Genomic DNA, 22,905 nt, shown 5'->3' with positions numbered 1-22,905 from the left:
CCCGCGTGTTCGCACTCGACGGCAGGGCCGCGCTGGTGACCGGCGCGGGACAGGGCGTCGGCGCGGGCATCGCCCGCCTACTCGCCGCACAGGGCGCGATCGTGGCCGTGAACGACCTCGACGCCGAGCGCGCCGAGCAGACCTCGGCCACGATCCGGGATGCCGGCGGCCGGGCGTACCCCGCCGTGTTCGACGTGACCGACCCCAGGGCCGCGCTCCTGGCGATCCGCGCCTTCGAACGCGCCGTCGCGCCGGTCGACATCCTGGTCAACAACGCCGGCAACGGCGGCGCCGAGGCATTTCGCCCGACCCGGTTCCGGCAGACCGTGCCCGAGGACTGGCAACGCTTCGCCGACGTCAACCTGTTCGGCGTGATGGCGTGCACCAAGGCGGTACTCGACGGGATGTGCGCGCGCCGCTTCGGCCGGGTGATCACCATCGCCTCGACCGCCGGGGTGAGCGGCCAGGCGTTCGGCATCTCGCTGTACGGGGCCGCGAAGGGGGGCGCCATCGCCTTCATGCGCCACCTCGCGATGGAGACCGCGCGCGACGGCGTGACCGCGAACACGGTCGCACTCGGCCTGATGGACCCGCGCCCCAGCGGTCGCGAACTCGCGCACACCGCCGGACAGGCCGAGCGCATACCGGTGGGCCGCCTGGGCACCCCCGAGGACGCGGGCGCGATCTGCGCGTTCCTCGCTTCGACCGAAAGCGCCTGGATCACCGGCCAGACCCTCCAGGTCAACGGCGGCGCGATCACCACCTGACCCCCGCCACTCGACCCTCGCGAAATCGCGGGCACACCCCTGGATCGCTCGACGCATGTGTGCTGCACTGATTACCGAACCCGCGAGTAACAACGCGCGATCGGAGTGAGCGGCATGACGGCCGAGACCGCTGAACCGAGCACGACCGACCCGAACCCCAGGACCTGGCCCACCGACGTCCCGCTCGCGGACCTGGACTTCTGGTCGGGCCCCCTGGCCGCCCGCGAACAGGGTTTCGCCCGGCTGCGCGCCACCTGGCCGATGCCCTACTACCCGGAGCCGGAGAGCCCGCTGGAGCCCGGCCCCGGCTTCTGGGCGCTGACCCGGCACGCCGACGTCGCGGAGGCGACCCGGCGCCCGGAGGACTTCTGCTCGGGGCAGGGCGCCACCCACATACCCGACTTCCCGCCGGGCTTCGGCGAGTTTTTCGGTTCCATGATCGAAATGGACGATCCCCGGCACCAGCGGCTGCGCCGGATCGTCGCCCGCGCCTTCACCCCCAGGATGATCAGACAGTTCTCCGAGGACGTGGACCGCACCGCCCGAACCATCGTCGACGACGTGGCCGAACGCGGCTCCTGCGACTTCGTCACCGACGTCGCCGCCCGCCTGCCGCTCGACGTCATCTGCGACATGATGGGCGTGCCGAGCGCGGACCGCCGCTTCGTCTTCGAACGCTCCAACGTGATCCTCGGCGTCGCGGACCCGGAATACGTGCCCCAGGAGGGCGGCGGCCACATCGAGGCGCTGCTCACGGCCGGCGCCGAACTCGCCGAACTGATGCGGGACCTAGCGGAATTCCGGCGCGGGACCCCCACCGACGACGTGACCTCCGCGCTGGTCAACGCGGAGATCGACGGGGAGAGCCTGAGCGCGGACGAACTGGCCTCGTTCTTCATCCTGTTGCTCGCCGCCGGCAACGAAACCACCCGCAACGCGATCTCCCACGGACTGTGGCTGCTGACCGAGAACCCCGACCAACACCGCCTGTGGCGCGCGGACTTCGACCGATACGCCCCCACCGCCGTCGAGGAGATCATCCGCCTGGCCTCGCCGGTGGTGTGGATGCGGCGCACCGCCGTCCGCGACACCGAACTGAACGGGAAACAGGTCCGGGACGGCGACAAACTACTGCTCTTCTACTGGTCGGCAAACCGCGACGAAACGGTGTTCACCGACCCGACCCGATTCGACCTCACCCGCAACCCGAACCCACATGTCGGCTTCGGCGCCCGCGGCCCCCACTTCTGCCTGGGCGCACACCTGGCACGCCGCGAAATCACCTTGCTGTTCCGCGAGTTGCTACACCGCCTGCCGGACATCCAAGTGGTGGGCGAGCCACAAAGGCTGCGCTCGATGTTCATCAACGGCATCAAACACATGACCTGCGAATACACCCCCGCCCCACGCCCCCACCCGGAGTCCTGACCACGCCGTGCCGAGCGACAGAGCACAGCGGACCCAAAACCACGTCCCACCCAGCGGCAACGCCGGTCGGCCCCACCCCCACCCCGGGCCGCCCCGACAGCGGTGAAGCGAAACAGAGCCGCAACCACCACGCCCCGGCGAAACACATCGGAACCGGAACCACATCCCACCCAGCGGCAACGCCACTGGGCCCCACCCCGGGAACACTCACGAACCTGGCCCCATCCTCGCCCCCGGCCCGCCCCGACAGCGGTGGAGCGCAGCGGAGCCGCAACCCCACTACGCCACCGGTGGAGCGCAGCGGAACCGGAACCGGCGCCGCGCAGCGGCAACGCCCCCCGTCCGCCCCCCCCGACGGAGCGCAGCGGAGGAGAAACCACTCCGCGGCAGCCACGAACCCGGCCCCCACCGAGGCGCGGCCATGATCGTGAGGGCCGGCAGGTGAGCCGCGTCGGGGCAGAACCCGGGTCGGGGGCAGGACCCGTGCCGGGGCAGGACCCGCCTCGGGGCAGGACCCGCGTCCGGGCAAAGCCCCATCGGGGAGGAGGCGAAGTGATTCTCCTCCGCTTCGCTCCGTCGGGGGCGAAGGCGCGGGAGGCGTTGCCGCTGCGCGGCACCGAGGGTTCCGGTTCCGCTGCGCTCCACCGGTTGCGCAGCGGGTTGCGGCTCCGCTGCGCTCCACCGCTGCCGGGGCGGGCCAGGGGCGAGGGTGGGGCCAGGTTCGTGGAAGCTCCGGAGTAGGGCCTGGGGGCGCTGCCGCCGCGCGTCACCTGGTTCCGGTTCCGCTTCGCTTCGCCGGGCGCGGTGAGTTGCGGCTCCGCTGCGCTCCACCGCTACTGGGGCCGGCCCGGGTCGCAGGTGGGGCCAAGCTCGTGGTTGCCCCCGGGGTGGGACCGGGGCGCGTTGCCGCCGCGCAGCACCTGGATCCGGTTCCGCTTCGCTTCACCACGCGCAGTGGATTGCGGCTCCGCTCGGATCAGCGCTCGGACTCGGGCGGCCCGGCCTCGGCTGCCGTCCCGGGCTCGGACTCATCCTCGGGCGTGGGCTCGTTCTTGAACGCGGAGTCGTCCTTGGAGGCAGGTCCGGATTTGTCCTTGGACCCGGACTCGGGTCCGCTGTCGGGCCCGGCGTCCGACCCAGGCTTGGGCGTGCCGTTCGACGCGGGCTTGGACGCGGACTCGGGCCCGGCATCGGCTCCAGGCTTGGGCGCGGGCTCGGCCTCGCCTTCGGGTTCGTCCCCGGCCGCCGCCTCGACGCCGGTCGCGGCATCGGCCCCCGACCCCGCCCCGGCCCCGGCCGCAGCTGGTTCACCCCCTGACGGCTCCCCCGGCTCCGCCCCGGCCCCCGACCCCGCCCCCGACCCCGCCCCCGGCCCCGCCCCCGGATCGATCAGCGCGTCGATCCGCTCCGCCGTCGGCAGCTCGCCCCCAGGGGTCACCGCGTCCACCACCCCCGGCAGCGTCGCGGCGAGCGCGGCGGCGGTTTCTTCCTTGGTCAGGCCCGCCCGGCCCGCCAAGCGGACCATCTCGTCCTCGCCGAGCGCGTCGGTGAGTTCCTTGCCGCTCACCGGCTGATTGCGCCCGGTGTCCACCCACGACTGGGCCTGCTCGTCGAGGCCGCCGTCCCGCAGTCGCTGCACCAGCGCGCCCAGGCCGCCGGAGCCGCCCTGCCGACTCAGCAGACCGAGCAGTACCCCCGCCAGTGCCCCGTTCCGGCCCCCGCCCGGCCCACCGAGCAGGTTGCCCAGGATGCCGCCGAGTCCGCCGGGGAGGCCCATTCCGCCGCTCATCCGTCTTCTCCCTGCACAGGTAGCTCAACCAGGCTCCCATAGTGGGGTAAATAGGACAGTAGTTCGCGGTGGGCACGTCGGCAGTACGCCCATCGGGCGACGAGTCGGTCAGCGGGTCGGGTCGAACAGCACCTTGAGGCAGCCGTCCGTACGATCCGCGAAGGTGCGGTATCCGACCGCCGCCTCGCTCAGCGGCATCCGATGGGTGAACACGTCGACCGGGACCAGCCGGCCGTGCCGGATCAGCGGGATGAGCGTCGGCCACGTGGCCGCCACCGGTGCCGTGGTGAAGCGCAGCGTGACATTGCGGATCAGCAGCAGCGGCACGGCGATCGGGAACGCGAAGTTCGCGTCCACCCCCACCACCGAAACGGTGCCCGAACTGCGCACCGAAGCGATCGCCGCGCTCAGCGTCGCGTCCTGCCCGACCGCCTCGATCACCGCATCCGCGCCGAGCCCGGCCGTCGCCGCCCGCACCTGCTCGGCCACGTCGCCCCGGGTCGCGTCGATCGGCTCCGCGCCGAGGCGTTCGGCCATCGCGAGTCGTTCGGGCACCCGGTCGGCCGCCAGGATCCGCCCCGCGCCGAGCACTTGGGCCGCCTGCAGCGCGTACAGCCCCACCGGCCCGAGCCCGATCACCAGCACCGTGGCACCGGGCGTGATGTCGGCCCGGGTCGCCGCCGTCCAGCCGGTCGGCAGCGCGTCGGTGAGCAACACCGCGTGGTCCACGGAGACGTCCTCGGGCACCGGGAGGAGCCACGCGTCGGCGGCCGGCACCGCCACCGCCTCGGCATGCCCGCCCGGCAGCCCGACGTCGCCGCCCAGCACCCGCACACCACCACCCACACAGTCGATCGGATTGCCGGCCCGGCACCCCGGACACCGCCCACAGCCGATCACCGGCGACACCAGCACCCGATCGCCCACCGCGATCCGGCCCACGTCCGCGCCGATCTCGACCACCGTGCCGACCACCTCGTGCCCCGGGCGCAGCCCGACGGCCGGGAACTCGCCCTCGTAGAAGTGCAGATCGGAGCCGCACAGGGCACTCGCGGTCACCTGGACGATCGCCCCGTCCGGGCCGGCGAGCACCGGGTCCGCGACCTTTTCCACGCTCACGTCACGGGTTCCGTTGACGACGACGGCACGCATGTCCACTCCCTGGCTGGTTCGAATACCCGACCTCCGGCGTCACACCCGAGGCTCCGGTAACACTGTTACAGAAGCCGTGTGAAGCCAACCCCCGACGGCCCCGAAACCGCCCGGCGTGACGTTCGTCCCACGGCCCGCCGAGCCGCGCGCGCACGTCGGTACGGTGATCTCCATGTCGCTGTCGCAAGCCCTGCGCGGGCACGCCCGGGGCGCCCTCTCCCGCGCCGCGCACCGAGGCTGGCGGGCACTGCAGCGGGCGGGCGCGATCACCTCCGAGCAACCCGGTCCGTACCGCTTCCGGCGGCTGGGCGCGGACAGCAAACTTGCCTTCCCGGTCGGCTCGGTGTTCGGCGAGGAGTGGATCACGGTGGGGGCCGGCTGCATCATCGGCGAACACGTCACGCTGTCCGCCGGCCTGGCCCCGGGGCACGACCTGGGCAGCGCCGCGGTGGTCACCATCGGCGACCGGTGCACGATAGGGCGCGGGAGCCACATCGTCGGGCATCGTTCGATCACCATCGCCGACGACGTGTGGACCGGGCCGTACATCTACATCACCGACCAGAACCACAGCTACGCCGACCCGGATCGGCCGATCGGCACCCAGTGGCCGATCAACGACACCGTGGAGATCGGCGCGGGCAGTTGGCTCGGCGCGGGCGTGATCATCCTGCCCGGCGCCAAACTCGGCCGGAACGTGGTGGTCGCCGCCGGCTCCGTGGTGCGCGGCACGGTGCCCGACCACAGCGTGATCGCGGGCGTGCCCGCGAAGGTGGTCCGCCGACGCACCGAAACCGGCTGGGATCCGCCGTTGCGGCACACCCCCACGCCGCTCCCGGACGGGATCACCCACGACGAACTGGTCGCCCTGCTCACCGAGTACGACGCCTCCGGCGGCCAGTAGGCCGGGTCGGTGGGCCCACCGGGTTCCACGTGAAACCCCCCACCCGGGCCGGACATACCGCGCCGGCGTGCGGGGCCGGCCACCCGACCCCCGCACGCCCGACCCGAGTCGACCCGGTCACGCCGTCACCCGGTCACCCGGTCACCCGGTCACGAACTCACGCACTCACTCGTCTCACGCCTTCAGCCCCGACAACCGCAACTGCACACCCACCGCGTCCAGCACCCGCGACTGCTGCCCCCGCTGCCAACCCGGCACCGTCCAGTCGGCGTCGAGCATCGAGATCGACACCGACCCCTTGCCGATCGCCGTGGTGTCCGCGTTCCGCACCGGCTCGTCCACGTTCGGCGCCAGGCCCAGGTCCAGCTTGTAGCAGGTGTCGCAGGTCGGGTCCTTGACGTAGCTCACCGCCAGGAACTCGGCCTCGCCCACGTTCGTCATCTCCACCCGACCGGTCGGCTTCGCCGGGTAGTTCACGTTGAGCGTGGTGTGCGCGGGCAACAGCGGGCCGTTCCGGCGCGCGGTCGCCGCCAGTCGGTTCACCAACTGCGTCGCGAAGGCCGTCGCCTGTGGCATCTGCGGAAACGGGTTGCGCGGATCGGCGGTGCTGTACTCGGCGCTGAACGCGACCGCCGGGATGCCCTTCTCCGCGGCGGTGATCGACGCGCCGACCGTGCCCGAGTGGTTCGTGGTGGCGCCGATGTTCTGCCCGGGGTTGATCCCGGTGACCACCAGGTCCGGCTTGCGGTCGCGGAAGACGTTCGCGAGCCCGAACGAGACCGAGTCGGCGGGAGTGCCCGCGACCGACCAGATGCCGGGCTCCACCTCGGCCGCCTTGACGATCGAGCCGGGCGTGGCGTTGATCCCGGTGCCCTTGCCGGACTGGTCGGTGGCGGGCGCGACGATCACCGCGTCGTGCCCGGCCGCGCGCAGCGCCTTCTGCAGGGCCCGGATGAACGGTCCCTGGTGCCCGTCGTCGTTGCTGATCAAAATGTTGAGCCTGCGCGGCGCCTGCGCACCGCGCGCGTCGTCGCTCGCGACCGCCACGGGCGCGCTCGCCGCGAGCAGCGCGGCGGCGGTTGCCCCCACCGCGAGGGTCACCACACGTTTTCCACCGAATATGGCCATCTCGTCCTCCGTAGGCAAGAAGGTCTGCACGCGCCGAACCGCCCCGCGCGACCGACGGGATCGGTGTCGCGGGTTCCCCGTGCGCAACGCGGAACGGCTGGGCGAAACCCGTGTCGACCCGACCTGGAACGGTGGGCGAAGTACGGGTCGAACGACGTGTACGGAGGGGTGAATCGGACGGAATGCACCCTGCGATTCGACACGTGTCAGCCGGCGGATAGCGAAACTAGGGTCATCGGTCGGACATTGCAATGGGCACGGCCGGGCGATTCGGCCCACCTTGCGCTGCCGAGCCGGACCGACCGGGCTCGGCCGAACTCTTGCTGCACCACCGTGATCTGACGCCGCATCAGTCGACCAGCGGGCCGGCCGGACCCCGGGCGCACCCGCGCGCGCCGGGTCCGGCCGGACCGTCGGCGTCGACGGTCCGGGCCGAAACGGTCACCGACGCCGACGCGGCCGACGCCGACGTCCTCCGCTCGGACCACACCGAGGCCGGCACCGACCGGATGCCTCCGGTCGATGCGGGCCGGGTGGTCCGGTAGCCGCCCCACGCGTGCCACTTCCGGAATTCAACATCATTTCGGTCAAAACGTGCTCAAGCACCACACGTGACACGCCATCTCGTCCCAGGTGTCATCCGAAAAGATCACCGCACGGATAACACCCCGGTATCGGGGGCAGTAAACCCGCCATGTTGGGGCTGCCGAACACCATCCACGCGCTTCTCTTCGACCTCGACGGGGTCCTCACCCAGACCGCCAAGGTGCACGGCGTCGCCTGGAAGGAGACCTTCGACCACTTCCTGCGCGAACGCGACGGCGCCGGCTTCACCCCGTTCGACCCCAGACGCGACTACGACACGTTCGTGGACGGCAAGCCGCGCCTGGACGGCACCCGTTCCTTCCTGAAGTCGCGCGGCATCGAACTGCCCCTGGGCGAGGAGGGCGACCCGCCGGGCAGCGCCACCGTGTACGGCCTGAGCAACGCCAAGAACGACCTGGTGTTGCGGCTGATCCACGACGGGGGCGTGGAGGTCTATCCCGGCTCGGTGCGCTACGTACACGCCGCCCGCGCGGCGAAGTTGCCGTGTGCCGTGGTGTCCTCCAGCGCCAACTGCGAGGACGTGCTGCGCGCCGCGAACATCCACCACCTGTTCGACACGATCGTCGACGGCCTGGTGGCCAAGCGCGACCACCTGAAGGGCAAACCGGCGCCCGACACCTTCCTGGCCGGGGCGAAGGCGCTGGGCGTGGCCCCCGCGCACGCGGCCGTGTTCGAGGACGCGCTGGCCGGCGTCGCCGCAGGCCGGGCCGGTGACTTCGGCCACGTGGTGGGCGTGGACCGGGTCGGACAGGCGGAGGAACTACGCAGGCACGGCGCGGACGTGGTGGTATCGGATCTCGACGAACTCCTCGCCGACCCGGGCGACGACACCGCCGGCGACACCAGTGGCGACCGAAGCGGTGACCCGGCGACCGGGCGGCCATCGGCGGAAGGCACGGCATGAGCACCGAACACCCCTACACCGTCGAGCCGTGGGGCATCACCGAACAGACCCTGGACCCGGACCACCTGCCCCAGTCCGAGTCGGTGTTCGCGCTCTCCAACGGCCACATCGGACTGCGCGCCAACCTCGACGAGGGCGAACCGCACGGCCTGCCCGGCACCTACCTCAACGGCGTCTTCGAACTGCGCCCGCTGCCCTACGCGGAGGCCGGATACGGCTACCCCGAGTCCGGCCAGAGCGTCATCAACGTCACCAACGGCAAGATCATCCGGCTCCTGGTCGACGACGAGCCGTTCGACCTGCGCTACGGGCAGACGCAGGACCACGAGCGCTCGATCGACTTCCGCGAGGGTGTGCTGCACCGCCGCGCGTTGTGGACCTCGCCCGCCGGCCGCACCGTCCGGGTCACCTCCAAGCGGCTGGTCTCGCTCACCCAGCGCTCGATCGCCGCGATCGAGTACGAGATCGAACCGATAGACGGCCCCGCCCGGATCGTGCTCCAGTCGGAACTGGTCACCAACGAGGAACTGCCGCTGCCGAACGCCGACCCGCGCGCCGCGGCCGTCCTGGAGGCGCCGCTGCGCCCCGAGGAGCACACGCACAACGGCGGCAAGGCGATCCTGGTGCACCGCACCGAGCACAGCGGGCTGCGCGTCGCCGCCGGCATGGACCACGAGATCGACGGTCCCGAGGGCATGTACATGGAGACCGAGAGCGCCGCCGACCTGGCCCGGTTCAGCGTGACCACGGTGCTCGACCGGGGCGCCAAGCTGCGGATCGTGAAGTACATCGCCTACGGCTGGTCCTCCACCCGCTCGCTGCCCGCGCTGCGCGACCAGGTGGCTGCCGCGCTGACCGCCGCCCGCTACACCGGATGGGCCGGCCTGGTCGCCGAACAGCACGGCTACCTCAAGGAGTTCTGGGACAACTCCGACATCGAGGTCGAGGGCGACGTCGAACTGCAACAGGCGGTGCGCTTCGCGATGTTCCACGTGCTCCAGGCGGGCGCGCGGGCCGAGGAGCGGGCCATCCCGGCGAAGGGGCTGACCGGGCCGGGCTACGACGGGCACTGCTTCTGGGACACCGAGGTGTTCGTCCTGCCGGTGCTCACATACGGGCTCCCGCACGCGGTCGCCCAGGCGCTGCGCTGGCGGCACTCGACACTGCCGCTGGCCCGCGAGCGCGCCGCCCAACTGGGCCTGCGCGGCGCGCTGTTCCCGTGGCGGACGATCCGCGGCGAGGAGTGCTCGGGCTACTGGCCCGCGGGCACCGCCGCGTTCCACATCGGCGCGGACATCGCGGTCGCCGTCGCGCGCTACGTCCGGGCCACCGGCGACCGGGACTTCGAGCGTGACTTCGGCCTGGAGATCCTGGTCGAGACCGCGCGGATGTGGCGCTCACTGGGCCACCACGACGCGGAGGGCCGATTCCGGATCAACGGGGTCACCGGCCCGGACGAGTACAGCGCGCTCGCCGACAACAACGTCTTCACCAACCTCATGGCGCAGTCGAACCTGCTCGCCGCGGCCGACGCGGTGGGCCGCCACCCGCACGAGGCCCGCGCCCTGGAGGTGAACACCGAGGAGGCGGCGAGCTGGCGCGACGCGGCGAGCGCGATGTACATCCCCTACGACGAGGACCTGGGGGTGCACCCGCAGGCCGACGGCTTCACCAAGCACCGGATCTGGGACTTCGAGAACACCCCGCCGGACCACTACCCGCTGATGCTGCACTACCCGTACTTCGACATCTACCGCAAGCAGGTGGTCAAGCAGGCCGACCTGGTGCTGGCCATGCAGGTGCGCGGCGACGCGTTCACCGACGAGCAAAAGCGCCGCAACTTCGACTACTACGAGGCGCTGACCGTACGCGACTCGTCCCTGTCGGCCTGCACCCAGGCGGTCTTGGCGGCCGAGGTCGGCCATCTCGAACTGGCCCTGGACTACACCGCCGAAGCGGCGCTGATGGACCTGCACGACCTGGCCAAGAACACCAAGGACGGCCTGCACATGGCCTCCCTGGCGGGCACCTGCCTGGCCCTGGTCGCGGGCTTCGGCGGCCTGCGCGATCACGGCGAGCTCATGTCCTTCAAACCGCGCCTGCCGGTCGGGCTGACCGCGCTGCGCTTCTCGTTGTCGGTGCGCGGCGCACGACTGCGGGTGGAGACCACCCACGAGCACACCACCTACACGCTGCGCGAGGGCGCCGAGATCCCGTTCCTGCACCACGGCGAGGAGCACACGCTGATCCCCGGCAAGCCGATAACGCTCGACATCCCGGAGCTCACCCGGGACACCCCGCCGGGGCAACCCGCCGGTCGGGCCCCGGTGCGCCGCCAGGGCATCCCGGAGACCCACCCCACCGGGCCCAGCCCGGGGTGATCGGCCGGGGGTCGGGACACCGGGCGCTTCGGTCTCGCCGCGCGCACCTCTGGCCTTGACGTCCACGTCAAGGTCTACCGTTTCGAACATGCGCATCGGAGAACTGGCTGAGCGCGCGGGGACCAGCACGCGGGCCCTGCGCTACTACGAGCAACGCGGCCTGCTGTCGGCCCGCAGGACCAGCAGCGGCTATCGCGACTACGACGAGGACGACGCCCGACAGGTGCGCGAGATCCGCGCGCTCCTGGGCATCGGCTTCGACTTGGAGGAGACCCGGCCGTTCGTGGAGTGCCTGCGCGCCGGGCACGACGCGGGCGACGAGTGCCCGGCGTCGCTGGCGGTGTATCGCCGCAAACTCGCCGAACTCGACGCGTGCATCGACCGCATGCAGGCCATCCGGGCGCACCTGGCCGGCCAACTCGAACAGACCGAGCGGGCGCACGCGGGCGGCGGCTCCGCCGAGCGGGCGCCCGGGCCGGCCACGCCGGCGGTCGCCGCCGCCGCGACGCTGCCCGAGGCGCCGGAACCCCGCTGCGCGCTGACCTCGGGGTCGGCCGCCGCGCCCGCGGCACACGCCGCGTCCACCACGTCCACCGCGCCCCTCGAGGAGTCCCGATGAGTGCTCAGGTCCCCGACGTCCACGACGCCGATTTCGACACCGCCGTGCTGCGCGCCGACCGGCCGACCCTGGTCGAGTTCACCGCCGACTGGTGCCCGCCGTGCCGCCAGATGGCGCCGGTGCTCGAACAGATCGCGATCGAGCGGCCCAACCTGGGCGTGGTCAAGCTCGACGTCGACCGCAACCCGGCCACCGCGGCCCGCTACGGCGTGTTGTCCATGCCGACGTTCCTGCTCTTTCGCGACGGGGAGCCGGTGAAGCAGTTCGTCGGGGCCCGCCCCAAGCGCTGGATCCTGGCCGAACTCGCCGACGTGATCGACGCCGGGCCCGCCCACGCCCGGTAGATTCCGAGGATGGCCGGCGCCCCCAGGATCACCTTCACCACCGACTACGGTCTCGCCGACGGTTTCGTGGCCGCGTGCCACGGGGTGATCGCCGGCATCGCGCCGGTAGTACCGGTGGTGGACGTGACCCACCAGGTGCCGCCCGGCGACGTCCGGCGCGGCGCGCTGGTGCTGGCCCAGACGGTGCCGTGGTTCCCGAGGGGCAGCGTGCACGTCGCGGTGGTCGACCCCGGTGTGGGCACCGCCCGACGGGCGATCGTGCTGCGGGCGGGCGGGCACCTGCTGGTCGGGCCGGACAACGGGCTGCTGATGTGGGCCGCGCGCGAACTCGGCGGGCCGGCGGAGGTCCGCGAGATCGCCAACCCCTCGCTCACCCTGGCCCGGGTCTCGCGGACCTTCCACGGCCGGGACGTGTTCGCGCCCGTCGCCGCCCACCTCGCGGCGGGCACCCCGTTCGCCGAGGTCGGGCCGGCCGTGACCGACCCGGTCGCACCGGCCGAGCCCGTGCCGGGCGAGGTGTTGACCGTGGACCACTTCGGCAACGTGCAACTCGCGCACTCGACCGCCGAGTTCGCCGGCGCCGACACACTGCGGATCGAGGTCGGCGGGCGCGTACTCACCGTTCCCCTGCGCGGCACCTTCGGCGAGGTGGCCGCGGGGGAACTCGTCGCGTACGCGGACTCCGCCGGCTTCCTGGCGATCTCGCTCAACCGGGGCGACGCGGCGACCCTGCTCGGGGTCCGCGCCGGCGACCGGATCAAGGTCCGTCCCGGGTGAGGACCGCCTACTTCAGGGTGGGCTGCTGGTTCTCGAACCAGACCTGGTCCAGGGCCGCCTTGCAGCTCTCCCCGGCGGCACAGGTGAGCGCGACGTCGTTCGAACCCTCGTTGAGCTGCACCATGTTCCAGGTGCCGGTGACACTGTTGGTGCCGTAGTTCTTGAGCTTGGCCTTGTTCGTCGTGTCCTTGCCGTTGACCAGGATCGACAGGTTCTGCTGCTCGGAGGTCGTGTTGAGGAACTTCACCGCCAGGTAGTAGGTGCCCTTCTTCGGCACCTCCACCTTCCAGGTGATCGTCGACCCGGGGGCGGACATGTCGATCATGCCCTTGCCCGAGGACGACGCCACGCCGGCCACCGCGACCGCGCCGCCGGAGGGCGATGCGTCCTCCGCCTCCACCATCGCGAACTTGCCGCCGGGCGCGGTGGTCGGAGCCGTGGACGGCGACGCGGTCTGCGACGGGCCCGCGCTCGTCTGCGTACCGGCACTCGTGGCCGGCGTCTTCGCCTTGTCGTCCTTGCCGTCGTCCCGGGTCAGCAGCAGGCCGGCGACCACGCCGATCACCACCAGGACCGCCACCGCCACGCCGATCATCACGCCGCGACCACCACCGCCGCCCCCACCGCCGCCGTGCGATTGCCGGGGCTGTTGCGGGGGCTGCGCGCCGCCCTGCTCGTGCTGGGCCGGGATCGCCGCCTGCGGCTGGGTATGCGCGGGCGGCTGGGCGTAATTCATCTGCCCGACCTGCACATATTGCGGCATCATCCGATTGGCGGAAGAACCGTACGCACCGGTCGTCCCTGTCCCGTCGCCCGCTTCCTCACCCGGCGCCGGCCGATAGAGGTACCCGTACGGGTCTTCAGGTTCACCGTTGGTACCCGCCGTCATCGGGTAGTCCTCCCTACGTGCGCCAGGTCAAGCTTTGTCAATACCAGGCATCACACTAACGGGCGACGGGTGCGACAAGTGGTGTTGTCCGCGTGACGGGACTGTCACGAAAACGCCCTACTGAGGCGTACGGCGGCCGGCCGGCCCAAGAACACGCTCAGGCCGGCGAGCCCACAAAACCCACCCATCAGGTGAGCGAATTCACCCGAGACGACCAAAATCACCAGCAAAAAACCGCCCCGGCACAACACCCGGCCGCGAGGCCGAACCGCCCCACCGATGCCTTCAAACCCCAGCGCGTACGCCCAACGCAACGAGCGGTGCGGGCGGGCACCAAATCAAGCCAACCAAACGCACATCCGCAGCCCGCCCACACGACCGGCGCCGCCCCTAACCGGCCCGCCGCTGCGCCCGATCGCGCCGACGCTTGTTCGCGTACATGTGCTCATCCGCGATCCGCAACAAATCCTCGGGCTCGGCCGCCTCCTCGGCCCAACCGATCCCGAAGCTGGCCCCCTCCAGCGGCACCGCCAACCCCTCGGCCGGAATCGGCACGGAAAGCGCACGGCGCAACCGCACCGCCATCTCCTCCGCCTCCTCCCGTCCGATCCCATCGGCCAGCACCACGAACTCGTCGCCGCCGAGCCGGGCCACCGTGTCCCCCTCGCGCACCGCGGCCGTCAACCGCTCGGCGACCGCCTTGAGTACCACGTCGCCGATGTGGTGGCCGAAGTTGTCGTTGATGTGCTTGAACCCGTCCAGGTCGCAGAACAGCAGCGCGACGCCGCGACGCTCGGCGGCGGGCGGCTCGTCGACGACCACCACCGCGCCCTCGGGCATGCTCAGGATCGCGCCCGTGGGCACGGCCCACTCGTCCGCGTACGGCTCGTGCACGTCGCCGCCCGGACCGGCGGCCGGGAGCCCGGCCTTGAGGCCGAACCGGGCGGCGAGCCGGGCCCGCAGCTCGCGCCCGTTCGGCAGCCCGGTGAGCGGATCGTGGCTGGCCTCGTGCACCAGCGCCTGCTCGCGCTGCTTGCGGTCCTCGATGTCCTCCACGTGGGTCAGCCCGAACCGCAGATCGCCGAGCCCGTCGGCGACCTGGGAGGTGCGCAGCGAAACCCACCGGTACGTTCCGTCGCTGCGGGCCAGCCGCAGCTCGGTACAGCCCGCCACCGGCACCGTCCCGCCCAAGTGTCCGCCGAGCAGCGGCCGATCCTCCGGGTGCGCCAACGCGCCCAGCCCGAGCCGCTTGAGCACCGGCGCCGGGTAGCCCAGCATCCGGCACAGCGCGTCGTTGGCGCGCAGCAGCTGGCCCTGCTCGTGGCCGCGCACGCCGGTCATCACCATGCCGCTGGGCGCGTACTCGAAGGCCTGCCGGAAACTCTCCTCGCTGGCCCGCAACGCCAGCTGCTCGCGCTCCAGGCGGGCCACCGCGCGCTGCATGTCGCTGCGCAGCCGCGCGTTGTCCACCGCGATCGCCGCCTGTGCCGCGAACATGCCCAGCACCTCGCGCCGCCACGGGGCGGGCCGCAGGCCGTCCACCGGCAGGTCCACCGACAACACGCCGACCAGGTCGCCCTCGGGCGTGTGCAGCGGCGCGAGCAGCGCGTCGCGCGGATGCCACGCCTCGGGGTGGTCGGGGATCGGCAGGTCGGGTATCCAGCTCGGGATGTCGCCCACGTCGGCCTGCCCCGAGCGGTGCCCGAGGAAGCGCAGCGGCCCCCAGGGCTCGGCGGCGGCCAGGATGCGGTCCCAGCCCTCGCGCGAGCCGATCTGGCCGGCCATCGCCTTGCGCAACTCGTCGTTGCCGGCCACCGCGGCGACCTCCAGGTCGGCGTCGGCGCGAACGAGATTGACCGCTGCCACGCCGAACCCCAGGCCCGAGACCACGCCGTCGACGACGGCCTGCAGGGTGTCCTTGAGGTCACGCGTGGCGTTGAGGTCGGCGACGACGCGGTTCAAAAGGCGCAAAGTCGCCAACCGGACGTGGGTCTCCGTCTCGGCTGTCATGGGTCTCCCCCAGGGGTCGACGCCGGTGTCTTCTGAACAGATATCGTCCGTTTACCAGAGAAACTGAATCACAGCGGGCTTCGCGTTGGCGACGTTCCGTCATCGATCAGACTGTCACTGTGAGCCACCTCACGCTTCATACCGTATCGAGTCGGACCGCCGAGCCGCCCCGGAATCGCACCCTCCGCCGGCATCCAAGGCGCATCGTACGAGGTCGGCGCCCATTTACGGGAAATAACCCCAGGGTTCGCGGGATATACCTGACGACCAATCAGAAACCAATCGCAAACCGATCGGGCGCTCGGCTGTGCGTCAGCACATTGATGCACAGCACATCCGGGCCCGGTCCGACGCCGCATACCCTTGACCCGTGTCCTCACCACTCCCGTCTCCCGTCGATCCTGCCGACTTCAAGGCCGCGATGTCTCGATTCGCCGCCGGCGTGGTGCTGATCACCGCGATCGAGGGCGACCCCGATGACGGCGGGCCCGTGGACGACGTGGGCATGACCGCGACCGCGTTCATGTCGGTCTCCCTGGAACCCCCGCTGGTGCTGATCAGCCTGCGCCGCGAGGCGCGGATGCGCGACGTGCTGGACGAACAACCGCTGTGGGCGGTGTCCCTGCTCTCGCAGAGCCAGCGCCACGTCGCCGGCCGCTTCGCCATCCCCGGCCGGATCAGCGACCGGCTGATGTTCGCCGACATCCCGCACCGCCGCGGCCCGGTGTCGGGCGCGGCCCTGGTCGGTGGCGCGCTGGCGACCCTGGAGTGCCGCACCGACCAGGTCGTCGAGGCGGGCGATCACATCCTGTACGTCGGCGAGGTGCTGCGCGTGGACCTGCCCAGCCCCGAGGGCCTGCCCCTGACGCACTACCGGGGCCGCTACCGAAGCCTGGGCTGAGCGCGTTATGCGCCCGGCCGCGGCCCCGGGCGCATCAGCCCGTCGGCCGTCACCGAGGCGACCGGTCGGCCGGCCCGGGTGAACACCCGGATCCGCCCGTGCATGCGCCCGTCGCCCGCGTACTCGCTCGCGCAGCGCAGCAGCAGCCACTCGTGCGCCGAGAACGGCTCGTGGAAGGTGATGTTCTGGGACAGCGCCACCGACATCGACCGCCCGCCGCGCCGCTCCAGTTCGGCGCGCGAGTACGGCCGCAGCGCGACCGGGCCCAGGAAACCCTCGGTGGACCAGGCCAGGATCGCCCGGGCCGTGGTCGCGGTGTCCGGGAGCGACGTACAGCGCGTCCACAGGTCCAGGCGCGGCGGTCCCACCGCGTCCGGCGCCAACGCCGCCGCGCCGCCGGCCGTGCGCACCTCCCACGGCAGCATCGGCACCGACACCTCGGCGCACTCCTCCGGCCCGGGCACCCCGGCCGGCAACGCATCGGCGTGCCGGACCAGTTCGGGACCGGCCACGCCCAGCGTCACGAACGCCCGGTAGTGCTCGGCGGCGCCCTGCCGAAAACCCACCTGGAGGATCGCCGCCGACCGCCCCTCGTGCAGCCGCTCGACCCGTACGTCCACCGGCGCGGTCGGATCCCCGGCCCGGGGAAAGACCCCCTGGAGCGTCTGCACCGCCATGCGGGGGACCACCCGCTCGGCGGCCACCACCGTCTGCGCGAGCACCTGCGCGCCCAGCGTGCGCGGGATCGGCGTCACCAGGTTGCGCGCCCGGAACCGGGTGAGCGCCGCGTCCGGGACGCCGCCATCCGCCGGATCCGCCGCCGCGATGCCGTCCAGGTCCAGTACGTCCACCAGGTCGGCCGCCGCGATCGTCGGCCATGTCGCCACTCCACCGGTCATCCGCGCATGATCGCAGTCCGCGGCCGGATCTGATAGACCGTCAGGTGGGTCGCCCGATCATCGCGTCGCGCCTCTCCCGGTGAACTTGACCACCAGCGAGACCAGGAACGCCGAGACCGCGATGCTGATGATCCAGCGAAGCCAGTCGATCCCCTTGGTGTCCTCGACACCCAGTCCGGCGGCAATGCCGTAGCCGATCAGGGTGCCCACAATGCCGACCGCCATCGTGGCCAGGAAGCCGATCTTCTGTTTGCCCGGCAGAAACAGTCGACCAAGCGCGCCGATGATGATGCCCGCGATGATCAGACCTACGAACGTCATGGGATTCCTCCAGCCGGCCGGCAGTCGTACAAAGTACGATGACCCGGACTTTTCCGGGCAGGTGTCTCCTGTTCCCCACGTTCCCCGCGCGTTAACGCGAACACACCCACGTCACAAAGCTCTAAGGTGGTTGCGTCCGCCGGGTGGCCACGGTGCAAAATGGTCCGGTACACGCCCCGATAGCTCAGTTGGCCAGAGCACGCGCCTTGTAAGCGCGGGGTCGTCGGTTCGAACCCGACTCGGGGCTCCCAGGGGCCGTCATCCGCGCGATCGCCGGATGGCGGCCCGCTTTCGTCGGCCCGGTGGGTGCGGCAGGGTGGGTGCGGCGGGGCCCGCTCGCCCGTCTGCGGCGGGGCTCGGCGACGGGGCTCAGCGGCGGCGGTCCGGCGCCGGACCGGTCGAGCCGCGGACCACCAGTTCGGGGCGGTAGATCAACTCGGTACGCGGTGCCCGCCCGCCGCCGATCTCGTCGAGCAGCGCGCGCACCGCCGCCGCGCCCATCGCCTGCACCGCTTGACGCACCGTGGTCAGCGGCGGATCGGTGAAGGCCACCAGCGGCGAGTCGTCGTAGCCCACCACCGAGACGTCCTGCGGCACCCGCAACCCCCGCTCGCGCGCGGCCCGTACCGCGCCGAGCGCCATCAGGTCGCTGCCGCACACGACCGCGGTCGCCCCCCGGTCGAGCAGCGCGCCCGCCGCCGCCTGGCCGCCCTCCACCGAGAACAACGAGCGCTCGATCCAGCCGTCGGCCTCCGTCACCCCGAACCGCTCGGCAAGTCCGCGCCGAAAACCCGCGATCTTGCGCGCGGTGGGCACGTACCGCTCGGGCCCGACCGCGAGCCCGATCGCGGTGTGCCGCAGCGAGGCCAGGTGGCCTATCGCCAGCTCCACCGCGACCGCCTCGTCGCTGGAGATGAACGGCGCGTCCACCCCCGGGGCGAAGCCGTTGACGAACACCATCGGCAGGCCGCGCTCGACCAGCCGCAGATAGCGCGACATGTCCGCGCCCGAGTCCGAGTGCAGGCCGGAGACGAAGACGATCCCCGACACCCCGCGCTCCAGGAGCAGTTCGGTGTAGTCGTCCTCGGTGACCCCGCCCGGGGTCTGCGTGCACAACACCGGGGTGTAGCCGTGATGGGCCAGCGCCCGCTCGATGACCTGCGCGAACGCCGGGAAGATCGGGTTGTCCAACTCCGGGAGCAACAGCCCCACCAGGCCCGCGCTGCGCCGGCGCAGCCGGGCGGGCCGCTCGTATCCGAGCACGTCGAGAGCGGTCAGGACGGCCCGCCGAGTGTCGTCCGCAACCCCGGGTTTGCTGTTCAGAACCCGACTCACGGTCGCCTCGCTGACCCCTGCCTGCGTTGCGATGTCCGCCAGCCGAGCCTTCATACGCAGAGCCTAGTGACACTTTCAGCAGGATTTCGCAGGGCTTTGCGGGTCCCGCAAAACATTTCGGGCGAAGCCGACTGCTGACAGATCACGTGCGCCCGGGTACGGTGAAGCGCAGTCCGTCCTCGAATGGACTAGACCACTGTCCGCCGTCACGGACAGGCACCGCACGGGTACTTCACCCTCCACTCGGATCGTCCGGCACGTTCCTGCCGGTGGAAGGACACATCACCATGGCCACGGTCAGCTACAAGCAGGCGACCTGTACCTACAAGGGCGCCGAGCGCCCGTCCGTCAACGCGCTCGACCTGGAGATCGCGGACGGCGAGTTCCTGGTCCTGGTCGGCCCCTCCGGTTGCGGCAAGTCCACCTCCCTGCGCATGCTCGCGGGTCTCGAGGAGGTCACCGGGGGCTCGATCCACATCGGCGACCGCGAGGTCACCAACCTGGAGCCCAAGGACCGCGACATCGCGATGGTGTTCCAGAACTACGCGCTCTACCCGCACATGACGGTCGCCGAGAACATGGGCTTCGCGCTGAAGATCGCGGGCGTCGACAAGAAGCAGATCCGGGCCAAGGTCGAAGAGGCCGCGAAGATCCTCGACCTCACCGAATACCTGGACCGCAAGCCGAAGGCCCTCTCGGGCGGTCAGCGCCAGCGTGTCGCGATGGGCCGCGCGATCGTCCGCGAGCCCCAGGTCTTCCTGATGGACGAGCCGCTGTCCAACCTCGACGCCAAGCTCCGCGTCCAGACCCGCACCCAGATCGCCGGCCTCCAGCGCCGCCTGGGCATCACCACCGTCTACGTCACGCACGACCAGGTCGAGGCGATGACCATGGGCGACCGCGTCGCGGTGCTCAAGGACGGCCTGCTCCAGCAGGTGGACACCCCGCGCAACATGTACGACCGCCCGGCCAACGTGTTCGTGGCCGGCTTCATCGGCTCGCCCGCGATGAACCTGATCGAGGTCGACCTGGCCGAGGACGGCATCCGCTTCGGCGACGCGGTCGTCCCGGTCTCGCGCGAGGCCCGCGAGGCGGCGGTGGCCGAGGGCACGGGCAAGGTTACGCTGGGCGTGCGCCCCGAGCACCTGAAGATCAACTCGGCCGAGGGCCTGAGCAAGGAGGGCAAGGGCCTCGCGGTCTCCGTCGACGTGGTCGAGGAACTCGGCTCCGACGCCTTCGTCTACGGCTCGGTCACCCTCGACGGTGTGGACAAGCCCTTGGTGGTCCGCGTCCCGGGCCGCAGCGTTCCGGAAAAGGGCTCGGTCCTGCACGTGGTCCCGACGGTCGGCGAGACCCACCTGTTCTCCACGAAGAGCGGCGAGCGCCTGCACGACTGACCGCCCCCGACATGATCGCCGGCGGCGCCCGACGGCGCCGCCGGCGAGTGTCGTCCCGGACCGGGAGGCCGTCAGGGGTGAGACTCGGTGCATGGAGCGTATGACCGAGACCGAGTGGCGGGGCTTTTTGTTGGCGGGGCCGCCGCGCACCGGGAAACTTGCCACCGTACGTCCCGACGGTCGGCCGCACGTGGCGCCGGTCTGGTTCGACCTGGACGATCGCGGCGACACGGTGGAGCTGGTGTTCACCACGTTCGCGTCGTCGGTCAAGGGGCGCAACCTCGCCAACGATCCGCGCGTGAGCCTGTGCGTGGACGACGAACGGCCGCCGTACGCCTATGTGGTGGTCGAGGGCGAGGCCCGACTCTCCGTCGACCCGGTCGACCTGCGCGTGTGGCCGAGCCGAATCGCCGCCCGCTACATGGGCGCCGACAAGGTGGTCGAGCGCGAGCCCGTGGAGGGCGAGCAGGTGGTGCACGTGCACATCCACCACGTGGTGGCGGACCGAAACATCACGGGCTGAGCCGGCCTTTTTCGCAGATGCGTTCCGCAGGAGCCGCACACCTCGCATATTTCGCATACCTCGCATACCACAGGACCCGCACATGTCGTGCGGGTCCTGTGGGTGGTGGGGGGCTTCGATGCCCGGGGATCAGCCCAGCAGGCCGCCCAGGGGCTTGGTGCCGCTGCCGCCGGACTTCGGGGCGCCTCCGGAGCCGCCGGAGCCGCCGGGGTTCGAACCTGCCGAGCGGGGGGAGCCGGACGCGGTCGGGGCCGAGGCCGAGGTCGGCTTCCTGTCGGTGGCATCGGCCGGGGCCGACTTGGCCGCGCCGGTGGACGCACTCGGCTGCGGGGTGGTCGCCGCGCGCGGGGTGGTCTGCGCGGCGGGGCCCTCCTTGACCGGACCGGCCGCCGCCGAGGGTTCGACCACCGGCGGACGGGGTTGACCGGCCACCGCCCCGGCCGGCTGCCCGGCGGCGGGGACGACCGGGGCCGAGGACTCGGCGGGCCGACCCGGCTCGCCGACCCGGCCGGTGTCCGACTCGTCGGGGTGCCGGTGGCCGCCGCCGAGCAGCGAGCCGGCGAGCAACGTCGCACCGACGCCCGCGAACGCCAGCATCGAGCCGTAGCCGAGCTTGCGCCGCCGGGCCCGCACGGGGGTGACGATCGGACCACGCCAGGTCCGCAACGACAACCACGCGTCCGCCGAGTACATCGGCGCGCCCGCGAGCGCCAACGGGCTGAACGCGGCCAGGAAGACCAGGTAGGGCGCGTGGTACGGCGAGGACCCGGTACCCACCGCGATCAGCACGCCCAGCGAGAGCAACATCCCGAGCAGCCCGGCCAGCCGGGTCCACAACCCGAGCACCACCGCGAAGCCGACCACCACCTGGCCGAAGGCGAACAACAGCCCCGCCCCGATCGCGTGATCGGCGGCCAGGTCCATCACCGACGGCGACAGACTCCCGTCACGCAGCACGCCGATGCGATGCCCGAACGAATCGCTCGACCCCGGATCCAGGAAGCCCGGCGCATAAAGCTTGCGCAGCCCCTCGACCAGGAACGCCCCACCGAGGAACAGCCGCAACGGCAACAACACAGTGCCGGCCTGCACACTCCCCCGGCGCGCATGCGTGGGCGCCGCGGCGGTCCCGTCCCGCTCACGCACCCCCGTCCCCGGACCGCGCCGAGCAGGCGGCACCCGCCGCCGGGTCCCGTCGTCACGAATCACCGGGAGCCGCGTGGTCGCGTCGTCATCCGCCCGGTCACGCGGCCCGGGCACAGGTTTGGGGGCGGTGCCGATCCGGGGGCCGGCGATCACCACCCGCAGGGTCTTCGTGGGGGTGGCGACCGCCGCCGGATCGCCGGGATCACGCACCGCCGCGGGCGAGGGCAACAGCCCGACAGCACCGCCGAAGCTGCCTTCCGATCTGGTGTCCACGTACCACTAACCGCCCAAGGTCCCCCAAGGATGCGGCCCACCACGTATTACCCCATGCAACCCACAAACCCCCAAACCTCCCGCTACACTCCGCCCAGCAGTGCGGCACGAATGCGCGGCCAAGACGCACAAGGGTCTCCAAAAAACGAAGCACTCCCACCGAGACGACTGCACTCAACGGCGCGGCGGAACGGGCCGAGCATCCTCGCCGAGCGTCGCGCTGTTGGTGGCGGGTGGCCGGTGCGTGGCCGGCCCGAGTCGGTGGTGGGCCGCCGCCGGCGTGCGGGGCTCCGAGACTTCGGGCTTCCGGCGAGACGCGCGCGCTGCTCGGCGAGAACCGGCCGGCAGCGGCGGGCAGGGAGGGTGCTCGGGTCGAGTCCGCCGGGGAACCTTCCCGAGTGGGCCGGGCGTT

General features: G+C 71.7%; 21 protein-coding genes and 1 tRNA gene. 13 read left to right on the top strand and 9 right to left on the bottom strand.

The features are described from left to right. Window positions 1-5: 5 nt before the first annotated feature. The 3 genes from ACH4XV_RS37115 to ACH4XV_RS37105 all read left to right on the top strand — a co-directional run bounded on the left by ACH4XV_RS37115 (window position 6) and on the right by ACH4XV_RS37105 (window position 2,936). Window positions 6-767, top strand: coding sequence for an SDR family NAD(P)-dependent oxidoreductase (locus tag ACH4XV_RS37115; protein WP_395797035.1), 762 nt, complete (start codon window positions 6-8; stop codon window positions 765-767). A 114-nt stretch (window positions 768-881) separates the two neighbouring features. Beyond that, the gene (locus ACH4XV_RS37110) at window positions 882-2,195 is read left to right on the top strand and encodes a cytochrome P450 (RefSeq protein WP_395797033.1); all 1,314 of its coding nucleotides are present in this window, start codon (window positions 882-884) and stop codon (window positions 2,193-2,195) included. A 552-nt stretch (window positions 2,196-2,747) separates the two neighbouring features. Further along, on the top strand, window positions 2,748-2,936 hold the full coding sequence (locus tag ACH4XV_RS37105; RefSeq protein ID WP_395797032.1) for a hypothetical protein: 189 nt from the start codon (window positions 2,748-2,750) through the stop codon (window positions 2,934-2,936). Between the two features lie 235 nt (window positions 2,937-3,171). Here ACH4XV_RS37105 and ACH4XV_RS37100 read toward each other — a convergent pair whose 3' ends face one another. Together ACH4XV_RS37100 and ACH4XV_RS37095 are read right to left on the bottom strand one after the other, a co-directional pair. Continuing rightward, entirely contained in the window at window positions 3,172-3,984 is an 813-nt protein-coding gene (locus tag ACH4XV_RS37100) for a YidB family protein (protein WP_395797030.1), read from the bottom strand. A gap of 108 nt (window positions 3,985-4,092) precedes the next feature. Continuing rightward, window positions 4,093-5,136 (bottom strand): zinc-binding dehydrogenase, encoded by a 1,044-nt coding sequence (locus tag ACH4XV_RS37095; protein WP_395797028.1) that lies wholly within the window; start codon window positions 5,134-5,136, stop codon window positions 4,093-4,095. Between the two features lie 172 nt (window positions 5,137-5,308). Between ACH4XV_RS37095 and ACH4XV_RS37090 the strand changes: the two genes are divergently transcribed. Continuing rightward, the gene (locus ACH4XV_RS37090; protein ID WP_395797026.1) at window positions 5,309-6,040 is read left to right on the top strand and encodes an acyltransferase; all 732 of its coding nucleotides are present in this window, start codon (window positions 5,309-5,311) and stop codon (window positions 6,038-6,040) included. Window positions 6,041-6,214: 174 nt separating this feature from the next. Here the strand turns inward: ACH4XV_RS37090 and surE are convergent, their stop codons facing one another. Beyond that, entirely contained in the window at window positions 6,215-7,168 is a 954-nt protein-coding gene (gene surE / locus ACH4XV_RS37085) for a 5'/3'-nucleotidase SurE (protein WP_395797024.1), read from the bottom strand. Window positions 7,169-7,862: 694 nt separating this feature from the next. On the opposite strand from surE, the gene ACH4XV_RS37080 reads away from it, so the two are divergent. The 5 genes from ACH4XV_RS37080 (at window position 7,863) to ACH4XV_RS37060 (ending at window position 12,799) form a co-directional block, all read left to right on the top strand. After that, window positions 7,863-8,678, top strand: coding sequence for an HAD family hydrolase (locus ACH4XV_RS37080; RefSeq protein WP_395797022.1), 816 nt, complete (start codon window positions 7,863-7,865; stop codon window positions 8,676-8,678). After that, window positions 8,675-11,059: a glycoside hydrolase family 65 protein gene (locus tag ACH4XV_RS37075; RefSeq protein ID WP_395797020.1), complete on the top strand. Its 2,385-nt coding sequence runs from the start codon at window positions 8,675-8,677 to the stop codon at window positions 11,057-11,059. Before ACH4XV_RS37080 ends, ACH4XV_RS37075 begins: the two co-directional genes overlap by 4 nt. An 88-nt stretch (window positions 11,060-11,147) precedes the next feature. After that, window positions 11,148-11,678 carry a MerR family transcriptional regulator gene (locus tag ACH4XV_RS37070; protein WP_395797018.1) on the top strand — a complete coding sequence of 177 codons (531 nt, stop codon included), beginning with the start codon at window positions 11,148-11,150 and terminating at the stop codon, window positions 11,676-11,678. Beyond that, window positions 11,675-12,022, top strand: coding sequence for a thioredoxin family protein (locus tag ACH4XV_RS37065; RefSeq protein ID WP_395797016.1), 348 nt, complete (start codon window positions 11,675-11,677; stop codon window positions 12,020-12,022). The genes ACH4XV_RS37070 and ACH4XV_RS37065 overlap by 4 nt, the downstream gene beginning before the upstream one ends. Before the next feature lie 9 nt (window positions 12,023-12,031). Continuing rightward, the gene (locus ACH4XV_RS37060; protein ID WP_395797014.1) at window positions 12,032-12,799 is read left to right on the top strand and encodes an S-adenosyl-l-methionine hydroxide adenosyltransferase family protein; all 768 of its coding nucleotides are present in this window, start codon (window positions 12,032-12,034) and stop codon (window positions 12,797-12,799) included. 7 nt (window positions 12,800-12,806) lie between these two features. On the opposite strand, the gene ACH4XV_RS37055 is transcribed toward ACH4XV_RS37060, so the two are convergent. Together ACH4XV_RS37055 and ACH4XV_RS37050 are read right to left on the bottom strand one after the other, a co-directional pair. Beyond that, complete coding sequence (locus ACH4XV_RS37055; protein ID WP_395797012.1) at window positions 12,807-13,535, bottom strand: hypothetical protein; 729 nt, start codon at window positions 13,533-13,535, stop codon at window positions 12,807-12,809. A gap of 543 nt (window positions 13,536-14,078) precedes the next feature. Then, entirely contained in the window at window positions 14,079-15,698 is a 1,620-nt protein-coding gene (locus ACH4XV_RS37050; RefSeq protein ID WP_380008906.1) for a diguanylate cyclase domain-containing protein, read from the bottom strand. Window positions 15,699-16,119: 421 nt separating this feature from the next. Between ACH4XV_RS37050 and ACH4XV_RS37045 the strand changes: the two genes are divergently transcribed. Then, window positions 16,120-16,599 (top strand): flavin reductase family protein, encoded by a 480-nt coding sequence (locus tag ACH4XV_RS37045; RefSeq protein WP_380009220.1) that lies wholly within the window; start codon window positions 16,120-16,122, stop codon window positions 16,597-16,599. 5 nt (window positions 16,600-16,604) lie between these two features. Here the strand turns inward: ACH4XV_RS37045 and ACH4XV_RS37040 are convergent, their stop codons facing one another. Beyond that, the gene (locus ACH4XV_RS37040) at window positions 16,605-17,498 is read right to left on the bottom strand and encodes an acyl-CoA thioesterase (RefSeq protein ID WP_395797010.1); all 894 of its coding nucleotides are present in this window, start codon (window positions 17,496-17,498) and stop codon (window positions 16,605-16,607) included. 57 nt (window positions 17,499-17,555) lie between these two features. Continuing rightward, on the bottom strand, window positions 17,556-17,819 hold the full coding sequence (locus ACH4XV_RS37035; RefSeq protein ID WP_395797008.1) for a GlsB/YeaQ/YmgE family stress response membrane protein: 264 nt from the start codon (window positions 17,817-17,819) through the stop codon (window positions 17,556-17,558). A gap of 173 nt (window positions 17,820-17,992) precedes the next feature. Here ACH4XV_RS37035 and ACH4XV_RS37030 point away from each other — a divergent pair. Further along, window positions 17,993-18,066: transfer RNA gene (locus ACH4XV_RS37030), tRNA-Thr, on the top strand. Between the two features lie 122 nt (window positions 18,067-18,188). Here the strand turns inward: ACH4XV_RS37030 and ACH4XV_RS37025 are convergent. Beyond that, window positions 18,189-19,208, bottom strand: a complete 1,020-nt coding sequence (locus tag ACH4XV_RS37025; RefSeq protein ID WP_395797006.1) for a LacI family DNA-binding transcriptional regulator — start codon at window positions 19,206-19,208, stop codon at window positions 18,189-18,191. A 233-nt stretch (window positions 19,209-19,441) separates the two neighbouring features. On the opposite strand from ACH4XV_RS37025, the gene ACH4XV_RS37020 reads away from it, so the two are divergent. Together ACH4XV_RS37020 and ACH4XV_RS37015 are read left to right on the top strand one after the other, a co-directional pair. Beyond that, on the top strand, window positions 19,442-20,551 hold the full coding sequence (locus ACH4XV_RS37020) for an ABC transporter ATP-binding protein (RefSeq protein ID WP_380009217.1): 1,110 nt from the start codon (window positions 19,442-19,444) through the stop codon (window positions 20,549-20,551). 91 nt (window positions 20,552-20,642) lie between these two features. Next, complete coding sequence (locus tag ACH4XV_RS37015) at window positions 20,643-21,074, top strand: PPOX class F420-dependent oxidoreductase (protein WP_380008892.1); 432 nt, start codon at window positions 20,643-20,645, stop codon at window positions 21,072-21,074. Between the two features lie 129 nt (window positions 21,075-21,203). Here ACH4XV_RS37015 and ACH4XV_RS37010 read toward each other — a convergent pair whose 3' ends face one another. Further along, a complete protein-coding gene (locus ACH4XV_RS37010) occupies window positions 21,204-22,493 on the bottom strand; it encodes a TQO small subunit DoxD (RefSeq protein WP_395797004.1) in 1,290 nt (429 codons plus the stop codon). Window positions 22,494-22,905: the final 412 nt, after the last annotated feature.

Origin of the sequence: Embleya sp. NPDC020630, from assembly GCF_044334985.1 — a bacterium.
GTDB lineage: Bacteria > Actinomycetota > Actinomycetes > Streptomycetales > Streptomycetaceae > Embleya.
This window is presented reverse-complemented; position numbering and strand designations above follow the sequence as displayed.

Coding starts and splice junctions, on each gene's coding strand:
- ACH4XV_RS37110 (WP_395797033.1), top strand. CDS start 882: ATGACGGCCGAGACCGCTGAACCGAGCACGACCGACCCGAACCCCAGG.
- ACH4XV_RS37100 (WP_395797030.1), bottom strand. CDS start 3,984: ATGAGCGGCGGAATGGGCCTCCCCGGCGGACTCGGCGGCATCCTGGGC.
- ACH4XV_RS37095 (WP_395797028.1), bottom strand. CDS start 5,136: ATGCGTGCCGTCGTCGTCAACGGAACCCGTGACGTGAGCGTGGAAAAG.
- ACH4XV_RS37090 (WP_395797026.1), top strand. CDS start 5,309: ATGTCGCTGTCGCAAGCCCTGCGCGGGCACGCCCGGGGCGCCCTCTCC.
- surE (WP_395797024.1), bottom strand. CDS start 7,168: ATGGCCATATTCGGTGGAAAACGTGTGGTGACCCTCGCGGTGGGGGCA.
- ACH4XV_RS37080 (WP_395797022.1), top strand. CDS start 7,863: ATGTTGGGGCTGCCGAACACCATCCACGCGCTTCTCTTCGACCTCGAC.
- ACH4XV_RS37075 (WP_395797020.1), top strand. CDS start 8,675: ATGAGCACCGAACACCCCTACACCGTCGAGCCGTGGGGCATCACCGAA.
- ACH4XV_RS37070 (WP_395797018.1), top strand. CDS start 11,148: ATGCGCATCGGAGAACTGGCTGAGCGCGCGGGGACCAGCACGCGGGCC.
- ACH4XV_RS37065 (WP_395797016.1), top strand. CDS start 11,675: ATGAGTGCTCAGGTCCCCGACGTCCACGACGCCGATTTCGACACCGCC.
- ACH4XV_RS37060 (WP_395797014.1), top strand. CDS start 12,032: ATGGCCGGCGCCCCCAGGATCACCTTCACCACCGACTACGGTCTCGCC.
- ACH4XV_RS37055 (WP_395797012.1), bottom strand. CDS start 13,535: ATGAATTACGCCCAGCCGCCCGCGCATACCCAGCCGCAGGCGGCGATC.
- ACH4XV_RS37050 (WP_380008906.1), bottom strand. CDS start 15,698: ATGACAGCCGAGACGGAGACCCACGTCCGGTTGGCGACTTTGCGCCTT.
- ACH4XV_RS37045 (WP_380009220.1), top strand. CDS start 16,120: ATGTCTCGATTCGCCGCCGGCGTGGTGCTGATCACCGCGATCGAGGGC.
- ACH4XV_RS37040 (WP_395797010.1), bottom strand. CDS start 17,498: ATGACCGGTGGAGTGGCGACATGGCCGACGATCGCGGCGGCCGACCTG.
- ACH4XV_RS37035 (WP_395797008.1), bottom strand. CDS start 17,819: ATGACGTTCGTAGGTCTGATCATCGCGGGCATCATCATCGGCGCGCTT.
- ACH4XV_RS37025 (WP_395797006.1), bottom strand. CDS start 19,208: ATGAAGGCTCGGCTGGCGGACATCGCAACGCAGGCAGGGGTCAGCGAG.
- ACH4XV_RS37020 (WP_380009217.1), top strand. CDS start 19,442: ATGGCCACGGTCAGCTACAAGCAGGCGACCTGTACCTACAAGGGCGCC.
- ACH4XV_RS37015 (WP_380008892.1), top strand. CDS start 20,643: ATGGAGCGTATGACCGAGACCGAGTGGCGGGGCTTTTTGTTGGCGGGG.